The organism is Anaerolineae bacterium, from assembly GCA_013178165.1.
Lineage (GTDB): Bacteria > Chloroflexota > Anaerolineae > Aggregatilineales > Ch27 > Ch27.
In genome coordinates, this window is the sequence record JABLXG010000017.1 from 55767 (window position 1) to 65065 (window position 9299).

General features: G+C 62.9%; 8 protein-coding genes. 4 read left to right on the plus strand and 4 right to left on the minus strand.

Features of this window, described 5'->3' with window-relative positions; genetic code table 11:
- Positions 1-2: 2 nt before the first annotated feature.
- Entirely contained in the window at positions 3-878 is an 876-nt protein-coding gene (locus tag HPY64_11565; protein NPV67775.1) for a hypothetical protein, read from the minus strand.
- 100 nt (positions 879-978) lie between these two features.
- Between HPY64_11565 and HPY64_11570 the strand changes: the two genes are divergently transcribed.
- Positions 979-2226, plus strand: coding sequence for a thiolase family protein (locus HPY64_11570; GenBank protein ID NPV67776.1), 1248 nt, complete (start codon positions 979-981; stop codon positions 2224-2226).
- A 94-nt stretch (positions 2227-2320) separates the two neighbouring features.
- On the opposite strand, the gene HPY64_11575 is transcribed toward HPY64_11570, so the two are convergent.
- Complete coding sequence (locus tag HPY64_11575; GenBank protein NPV67777.1) at positions 2321-3406, minus strand: mechanosensitive ion channel family protein; 1086 nt, start codon at positions 3404-3406, stop codon at positions 2321-2323.
- Positions 3407-3594: 188 nt separating this feature from the next.
- Here HPY64_11575 and HPY64_11580 point away from each other — a divergent pair, with 188 nt between their 5' ends.
- The 3 genes from HPY64_11580 (at position 3595) to HPY64_11590 (ending at position 6909) form a co-directional block, all read left to right on the plus strand.
- Positions 3595-4578 (plus strand): NAD-dependent epimerase/dehydratase family protein, encoded by a 984-nt coding sequence (locus HPY64_11580; GenBank protein NPV67778.1) that lies wholly within the window; start codon positions 3595-3597, stop codon positions 4576-4578.
- Between the two features lie 100 nt (positions 4579-4678).
- A complete protein-coding gene (locus HPY64_11585) occupies positions 4679-5422 on the plus strand; it encodes an alpha/beta hydrolase (protein ID NPV67779.1) in 744 nt (247 codons plus the stop codon).
- Between the two features lie 155 nt (positions 5423-5577).
- Positions 5578-6909, plus strand: coding sequence for a BCD family MFS transporter (locus HPY64_11590; protein ID NPV67780.1), 1332 nt, complete (start codon positions 5578-5580; stop codon positions 6907-6909).
- A gap of 81 nt (positions 6910-6990) precedes the next feature.
- Here HPY64_11590 and HPY64_11595 read toward each other — a convergent pair whose 3' ends face one another.
- Both HPY64_11595 and HPY64_11600 read right to left on the minus strand, forming a co-directional pair.
- Entirely contained in the window at positions 6991-7791 is an 801-nt protein-coding gene (locus HPY64_11595) for a VWA domain-containing protein (GenBank protein ID NPV67781.1), read from the minus strand.
- 158 nt (positions 7792-7949) lie between these two features.
- Complete coding sequence (locus tag HPY64_11600; protein NPV67782.1) at positions 7950-9056, minus strand: AAA domain-containing protein; 1107 nt, start codon at positions 9054-9056, stop codon at positions 7950-7952.
- Positions 9057-9299: the final 243 nt, after the last annotated feature.

Sequence of the window (9299 nt, forward strand, 5' to 3'; positions counted from 1 at the left end):
TTTCACAGTAAGTCAGATAAGGTCAGGTCGCTCAGTTCAGCGTCCCTGTTTTCAAGCTTTTGCTCAAGCTTCTCCTGCAATGCATCTACAAACTCATCAAGTGAGCCTGGCTCAGCGGTTATGATCTGGTCAATGGCCGGCTTAAACATGGTGTAGACTGTGCGCTTCAGCCGCAGTTGGTAAACGTTGGTCTGCTCATCCAACTCCAGATCATAGATCAGCCAGGCGATATCGGCCTGTTCACATTCAACTTCCTGCAGACTCGGCAAAGTATCGAAGAATCCCGAATGGATTGCGACTGCCTGCTTTTTCCTCCAGCTCTTCAGAATTCCACCTTTGTAGAGTAGCTGGGGGACCAGTCTCTTTCGAGATGAAGAGAGATAGTCGGGACGTGGATAGTTTCTCTGGGTAGACCAGTCCATATTCTGATGTTTTTCGGGATTTTCCATATACTTCTGGAAGGGGCGTCGAATGTTGCCTGATATATACACAGCTTGGACTTCCAGTGAACCGAAGTCGACAACACGCCCGTTCTCATAGGCTACAAGGACGATATCGATATTACCTGCTGATTTTCCATACTTGTCGTTGAGGCGTACTTCTGTTAGGGATGTCCAACTGACTGACGGTTGGAAGAAAAACTTCGCTGCATCTATCGTTATGAGCCAATCCTGCCGAAATCTGATTGGGCAGGTGATAGCAATTCCAGAGTCTTCAAAAATGCTGCAGACGCCTAGTGGATCATCTGCTTTGTCTTTTGTGCAGTTAGGTACATGATTGTTGTAAGGGCACAAACGGTGCTCCCGATGTTGCTTTGCCCTTTGCGACTGGTTGCTGGTGGGGAATCCGAATACCTCAGCTAATGGATGATTGGACATTGGTATTTCAGCCTAGCACGGATCTCCTGTTCAGGTTCTATGATGTTATTATATCAGTATGTTTGTATTTGCCCATTTGTTCTACACAGGGGTTTGACCCATGACCGAAGTCGTGATCATCGACGCGCTGCGCACGCCGATCGGGCGCGTGGGCGGCGCGCTCAGCGAGGTGCGCCCCGATGACCTGGCCGCCCATGTGCTCAGGGCCCTTGTAACGCGGACAGGGCTGGACCCCGCCGAAGTCGAGGAGGTCTACCTGGGCTGCGCCAACCAGGCTGGGGAGGATAACCGCAATGTGGCCCGCATGGCGGCATTGCTGGCCGGTTTCCCAGTGTCGGTGGCAGCGGTCACGCTCAACCGGCTGTGCGCCAGCGGCTTGAGCGCGGTCAATATGGCGGCGCGGGCGATCCTGGCCGGGGAGGGGGATGTGTTCATCGCCGGTGGGGTGGAGAGCATGAGCCGTGGCCCCTATGCCATCCCCAAGAGCGGCCAGGGCTGGCCGATCGGCAACGTCACAGCGTGGGATACGTCGTTTGGCTGGCGCTTCCCTAACCCGAAGATGGAGGCGATGTTCCCCCTGGAGGTGATGGGTGAGACTGCCGAGAATATCTACGAGCAGTTTGAGCCGAAGATCACCCGCGAGGAGCAGGACGCCTTCGCCTACGAAAGCCAGCGGCGGGCAGTGGAGGCGATCAACAGCGGCCGCTTCCGCGATGAGATCACCCCCGTGCCGATCCCACAGCGCAAAGGCGATCCCGTGCTGGTGGAGCATGACGAGCACCCACGCTACACCTGGCAGGATGGGCGGGCTGTGTTGGATACCTCGCCGGAGAAACTGGCGAAGCTCCGCCCGGTCTTCCGCGCCGGGGGGACGGTCACAGCGGGCAATGCCAGCGGTCTCAATGATGGGGCCGCAGCGGTGTTGCTGATGAGCGCGGCGAAGGCGGCGGCGCTGGGGCTGAAGCCGCTGGCCCGCTACGTGACCAGCGCGGCGGCGGGAGTCGACCCGCGCACGATGGGCCTCGGCCCGATCCCGGCGACGCGCAAGGCGCTGGAACGCGCCGGGCTGACGATCGACGACATCGACCTGATCGAGCTGAACGAGGCATTTGCCGTGCAGGCGCTGGCAGTGATGAAGACGCTGGGCCTGCGCCCGGAGATCACCAACGTCAACGGCGGGGCGATCGCGCTTGGCCACCCGCTGGGTTGCTCCGGGGCGCGCATCCTGACCACCCTGCTGCACGAGATGAAGAAGCGCCGGGCGGAAGGGACGCGGATGCGCTACGGGCTGGCGACGCTATGCGTTGGCGTGGGGCAGGGTGAGGCCACGATCATCGAGATGGTGTGACGCGGCAGCGCGGAAACAGGACGCCCGCCACTGGCGCCGAAGCCGGGGCGGGCGTTTTGCTGGCGTCAGGCCGGGAAGCGGGCCGTGATACATCTCAGTCCCGCCTGTCGGCCTCCTGCTCTACCGGGAAGTCCGGCACCCCAGCTGCCTGCTCGATATAGATCGACCGCGACGGGAAAGCGAATGACAGCCCCATTTCCGCCACGATGTCCATCACCTGCAGCATGATCTCCTGCTGTTCTTTCATGAAAGCCATCCAGTCCGGGAGCTGAACGTAGGCGATCAGCCGCACATTCAGTGCACTATCCCCGAACCCCGTGAACAGCACGTTCACAGTGTCTCCGGCGATTGATTCCCGTGAGCGCAGTAGCGCTTCCAGCCGCTGCAGCAACTGGCGCATCTGGGCGCTGGTGGTGCTGTAGGTCAGGCCGATAGTCATGTCCAGCCGCCGCTGGGTCAGGCGCGACCAGTTGGTGACTACCGATCCGGCCAGCTTGCTGTTGGGGATGGTGACCAGGGCGCGATCAAGCTGGCGGATGCGCGTAGTGCGGAAACCGACGTGCTCCACAGTGCCGGTGACGTCGGGCGTGCTGATGTATTCGCCGACAGCCAGCGGCCGGTCGCCGACGATGGTGGCGAAGCCGAACACGTTGGCAACCGTGTTTTCAGCGGCCAGGGCGACGGCCAGCCCGCTGACGCCCAGCCCGGCGATCAGGCCGCCGATATCGTATTGCCACTCGCCCAGCACGGTCAGAATGGCCAGGATGACCACCAGCGCCTTGAGCATTGTGCGCAGGAAGGGCAGGAGCTGCTCGTCGAGGTGGATGCCGGTGATGGCTGCCAGGCCACGCGCTGAGCGCATGATCAGCCCGATCCCTTTGTACAGCGCGGCGAAGGCAGCCACAATGACCAGCGTGCGAGTCAGGTTGGTGGCGAAGGCGGGTGGCTCTACCCATAGGATGGTTGAGGCGGCGGCAACCGCCAGCGCCCAGACCAGCAGCTGTACCGGCACCCGCACGGTATCCAGCAGCACGTCATCGGCTTCAGTGGTGGTGCTGCGGGCCAGTCGGCGCAGACGTGGCAAGATCAGCCGGAACAGGGCGCGCTGGGCCAGCCACAGCCCGACGACCACCAGAATGACCATGCCGCCGCGGACGACCAGCGCTTGAAGGCCGGTCAAAGGGAGAGTGTCAGGGAACATCGTCAGTCCGTTTCACTGTGCAACGCTAATCGGGTGCTGGCGTAATCTTGACAGAGGGTCGCCCGGAGCGCAACCATGTTGGCCGCTCGGCAGGGCGGGGTAGAATAGCGAGCGTGGGAACTCTGCCGCGCTGGGCGGCACACTGACAGCGGAAGGGTGGTGAACCAATGGTCAGGGCGCTCGTGACAGGTAGCACCGGTTTCATCGGCGCGCATGTGGTGCGGGCTTTGCTGGCGGCCGGGCATCAGGTGCGCGCCCTGCGGCGCGCAACCAGCGCCACCACCGCTCTGGAGGATGTGTACGGCTACGAGCTGGTGATCGGTGATGTGCTTGACCCGGCCTCGCTGGAAGGGGCGCTGGATGGTTGCGAATGGGTTTTCCATGTCGCAGCGGTGTCCGACTACTGGCGGCAGCCGGTGGAACGGCTCTACCGGGTCAACGTCGATGGCACGCGGAACGTGCTGGCCGCGGCCCGGCGGGCGGGTGTCAAACGGCTGATCTTCACCAGCAGCGCCTCGGCGGTTGGAATGCGCGAGGACGGCTTCCCCGCGGATGAGACGGTCACGTTCAACCTGCCACCGGCGGCCTTCCCCTACGCCCATAGCAAGTTCCTGGCGGAGATCGAGGTACTCAAAGCGGTGATCGCCGGGCTGGACTGCGTGATCCTCAACCCGGCTGTGGTGACCGGCCCCGGTGATGTGTATCAGGGGGCTGGCAGTCTGATGATTGAGCTGAGCAAGGGTCATCTCCCGGCTGTCCCGCCGGGAGGGGTGACGCTGATCGATGTGCGCGATGTGGCGGCAGCGCATGTGGCTGCTGCGGAACGTGGGCGGGTGGCCGAACGTTACCTGCTTGGCGCCGTCGACCTGAGCCATCGCGCCTGGATTCGGCTGATCGCGGATGTGGTCGGTGTTCGACCGCCGTGCCTGTACCTGCCGCCGGAAGCTATGCCGTTGCTGGGAGCCGTGATCGACCTGGGCCGGGCGCTGGGCATCCCCATCCCCGCCGATGGCAATCAGGTGCGGCTCAGCGGGCGGCATCTTTACTTCAACTGCCAGAAGGCCTGGGAAGAACTGGGCGAGCCGGAGATCACGATCCAGCAGAGTCTGCGGGATACCTATGACTGGTATCGCGCCCATGGCATGATCTGAGCGCCGCAAGGGTGGCGCTTCTGCTATCTGACACAGTTATGCGGGACGCCGGCGGGCTTCCCTGACTGTTCTCCTGTTCGCCTGTGCGCTGGAAGCTGGCATGCCTGACTTCGTGTTCAACGGGATGCGCTTACACTATGTCGAACGCGGTACAGGCCCGCTGGTCGTGCTGCTGCCGGGCAATACCGCATCCTCGGCCCACATGACGGGTGATGTCGAGCACCTGGCCCGGGGCTATCGTGTGGTTGCGCTGGACCTGCCCGGCACCGGCCGGTCGGACCGGATGGCCGTCTGGCCTGATGATTGGTGGGGGCTGGGAGCGGAGGCCGCCGCTGCGCTCATCGTTCACCTGGGCGAGCCTTCTGCAATCGCTATCGGAATCAGCGGGGGTGGGGTGATCGCGTTGCTGATGGCGATCCGCTTCCCGGCGCTGGTGCGGGCAGTGGTGGCGGATAGCTGCCTGGATCGTCGCGATCCCGACCGCTGGCGGTGGGTAGTGGCCGGGCGCGTGTCGCGCACGCCCGGTATGATCGCTTTCTGGCAACAGGGGCACGGCGTAGACTGGGAACAGGTGGTTGACGCCGATACGGACGCGATTCTCCGTTTCGCAGACGCCGGGGGCGACTGGTTCCACGGGCAGTACGCCCGGATCACCTGCCCGACCCTGCTCACTGCCAGCATGACGGATACGCTCGTGCCGGAAGTGATCGACCGACAGTTAGCGATGGCCCGCACGATTCCCGGTTGCTGCCTGTTCCATGTCAACGGCGGCGACCATCCCCTGATGTGGTCCCGGCCTGAACTCTTCTACGGGGCAGTCTTCGCTTTCCTTGCAACGCTGTAAGCATGAACCGTCGGTTACTGGCGGTCTTTTTGTGTCTCTCTGCGGGATATGAGAATCTCATGTGTCTTCCTGCATTGCGTTGAAAATCTGTCAATTTCTGGTAAAAAAGAGACAATTTTCCTGAGATTTTTATGAGTTTACAAGGAAGCTGTCTCATGACCTTCGGACGGATCGCCAATCTTGCGCGGATGGGTTTCTTCCCCTTGGCGCTGGGGTTGACCGGCGTATTTGTGACGGGCACACTGAACCGGGTGATGATCGTGGAGCTGGAGATCCCGGCTACGCTGGTGGGAGCGTTCCTGGCCGTGCCGCTGCTGCTCTCTCCGCTGCGGATGTGGCTGGGCTACCGGTCTGATGCGGCCCCGCTATGGGGGCTGCGCCGGGAGCCGTATATTGTGTTTGGCGCGCTGTTCAGCGCGGCGGGCGTCCTGGCAGCGACGACGCTGGCCGCTGGCGTGGGGACGCGCACGGTGCTGGCCGGGCTGGGGTTGCTGGTTGCTTTCATGGCCTACGGGGTGGGCAAGCATCTGTCCAGCAACACCTTTGAGGCGCTGATTGCTGACCGGTTCGAAGGCGACGCTCGCTCGCGGGCGATCACGCTCTACAAGCTGCCGATGTTCGTGGGCATCATCGGCGGCGCGATCGGGCTGGGGCGGCTGCTGGAGCCGTTCAGTATTGAGCGATTGCTGGCGGTGGCCTTTGGCCTGGCGCTGCTGGCCTTTGCTTTGGCGGCCCTGGCCGTGATCCGGCAGGAGCCACGTCGTCCGCTGGTACGCGTGGCGGCGGAACAGGCGCGTCGTGTGCCCTTCTGGCAGACTTTCCGGAAGCTGGTGTGGGCGGATCGCCAGGCGCGCCTGTTCTTTGTGTTTGTGATGCTGGCGATCGTCGGCACCCAGACGCAGGAAATCCTGCTGGAGCCATACGGGGCACTGGTGCTGGGGATGAGCGTGGCCGAGACAACTCGCCTGACCTCACTGTGGGGGACGGGGGCGATCCTGGCGATGGCCCTGGGCGGCGGCTGGCTGCTCAAGCGCTTTGGCTACCGGACGGTGTTGCAGGTTGGCCTGCAGGCCAATGTGCTTATCTTTCTGGGCTTGATCGTCGCGGGCGTGCTGGAGAGTACCGGGCTGTTCCGGGGCCTGGTGCTGATCCTGGGCGTCGGGACAGGGCTGGCCTTCGCCGGTTCGATGGCCGCCGTAATTGACTTCACCACAATGGTGCGGGCCGGGTTCCTGATGGGCGTGTGGGGCACGGCGGCGGAACTGGGCGAGGCGGTCGGGAATCTGTTTGGCGGGGCGATCGTGGATACGATCCGGGCACTGACGGGCAGCCCACTGATCGCTTATGGGACGGTCTTTGCTCTGGAAGGGGCGTTGCTGGTGGGTGCGCTGATCCTGCTGGGCCGGATCAATGTACGCGAATCGGTGGCGCTACAGGAAGCCAGCCACGAAGGCGATGGCCTGCTGGCCCGCGCCGCTGGCGATTGAAGCGCTGCTCCCTCTGGGAGTGCATCTCAGTGCACACAGGGCGACCCGCAACGGATCGCCCTGTGTGCTGTAGCGCTGCCTTCAGGGAGCCTGCTCCAGTTCCTGGCGGACGGTGTGGTACAGGGCATCGGCCTTGAGTTCGGCCAGGGTATAGCACGGCCCGCCCATGGCATCAGCGATCTGCTGGGCCAGACCCTGGTCAAAGGCGGCGTGCTCCATGTTGATCGTCACCGTGCGGATCGCATCATGCTTGAAGCGCGATGCGGCCAGTTGAGCTTCTTCCTGTGGGGGAAGGTCAGTCAGGCTGACATTGCCCGCGCCATCCGTCAGCAGGATCATCAGCGGCATCACATCGGGATGCAGGATGCGCTCCTGGCGGATGATCTCGTAGGCCAGGATCAGACCGGCAGAGAGCGGGGTCTTGCCGCCGACAGGAATATCGCTCAGGGCCTTCTTGGCCAGGGTGACCGAATTGGTGGGCTTGAGGACCAGGGTGGCCCGGTTCTTCTGGAAGACCACCAGGCCCACCCGGTCGCGGCGCTGATAGGCGTCGGTCAGCAGGGACATAATCGCGCCCTTGGTAGCCTGCATCCGTTCGGAGACGGCCATGCTCCAGGAGGCATCGACCACGAACAGCACCAGGTTGGAGGCTTTCCGCACGCGAATCTTGCGCTGTAGATCCTCGCTGTGAATGGTGTAGGCCAGGGCTGGCCTGGTGGCGGCGCGGCGGCGCTTCTGGTAAGGTGCGGCAGCGCGCAGCGTAGCGTCAAAGGCCAGGTCGGTCTTGCGCTCGCCAGGGCGGAAGGGGCGGGCCTGGATGTAACGGCCACGCTTGCGGTCGGTGCGGGTGCTGCTGCGCCGACCGGCATTGCGGCGCGTCAGGCGGTCAAGCGGCGTATCTAGGCTACGTGGATCAAACTCGCCTTTGGCGTCTACCTTCTTGCCGCCTTCCCACCAGTAGGCATCCTGATGGTCAAAAATGCGCTGTGGTGACGCATCAGCCTCTCCGTGGTCGGGGATATCCTCGCGTGGCTCCTGCGTCACCTCATTGCTTTTTTTTTGACAGGCGTGGTTTCCTCCATCGGGTCGATGGGGGCTTCGTCGCCCTGCCATTCGGAGCTGATCTGCTCGACGCGCTCCTCCAGTTCCGCCATGTTGACCTGGGCGTCCTGGAAGGGGCCGCGCTTGAGGCGGTGCGGGATGGCCAGTTCGGCGGCCAGCAGGATATCGCGCTCGGTAATGGCCGCGCGGCCCTCAAACGCGGCATGGGCGCGGGCGGTCTTGAGGATGACCAGGTCAGCGCGGTGACCATCGATCTTGAGCGCGCCGGTCAGGTTGGCGATGGTGAACAGATCACGGGAGGTGTAGGTCACACGATCTACGATCTGGCGGGCGCGGGTGATCCGCTCGCCCAGTTCCTGCTCTTGGGGCAGCCACTGGTTGTGGAAGGCCACCGGGTCTTCCTCAAAGGCGATGTGCCGCTGCAGGATCATCATGCGCTGGCGGGGTTCTTCCAGCCCGCGCACCTCTACGGACAGGGCGAAGCGATCCAGCAATTGCGGGCGCAGGTCGCCTTCCTCCGGGTTCATCGTGCCAACCAGGATGAAACGGGCCGGGTGCTGAAAGCTGATGCCTTCCCGTTCGACGACGTTGACGCCCATTGCCGCCGAATCGAGCAACAGGTCGACGACATGGTCGTCGAGCAGGTTGACCTCGTCCACATAAAGCACGCCGCGGTTAGCGGCGGCCAGCACACCCGGTTCAAAGTGCCGCTCACCTTTCTGGATGGCTTTTTCGATGTCCAGGGTGCCGACGACGCGATCCTCGGTGGCGCTGACCGGCAGGTCTACGAAGGGGGTGCGGCGCAGCGCGACCGGCAGCTCTTCACCGCGACTGGCCCGTTCACGACATTCGTCGCAGAAGTGCTCCGGGTGGTGCGGGTCGCAGCCGAAGCGGCACGTGGCGACGACCGTTTCCTCTGGTAGCAGGGCAGCCAGAGCGCGGGCAGCGGTGGATTTGGCCGTGCCGCGCTCCCCGCGGATGAGCACGCCACCGATGCGTGGATTGACCGCATTGAGGATGAGCGCGCGTTTCATACGTTCCTGGCCGACAATCGCGGTGAAAGGGTAGATGGCTGTTCGTTCCATGCTGGTGTTGTAGTTCCGTTCCGCCTGTGTTTTTAGTAGAAACTCATCGCTTTTATTGTTGGGGCGATTATACCGCACGGTGTCGCGCTCCAGCAACGGCGGGTTGGTGCTGGCTGCTTGGGTAGGGCAATCGCATGTGCTTCTCTAATCTGGGCATAGCACGCGGAATAGATAGTCATTGTCCCAGCCGGCCATCTTGCGTTTGGCCGCGATACCCACTTTGACGGATTTATCCTGTTTGAG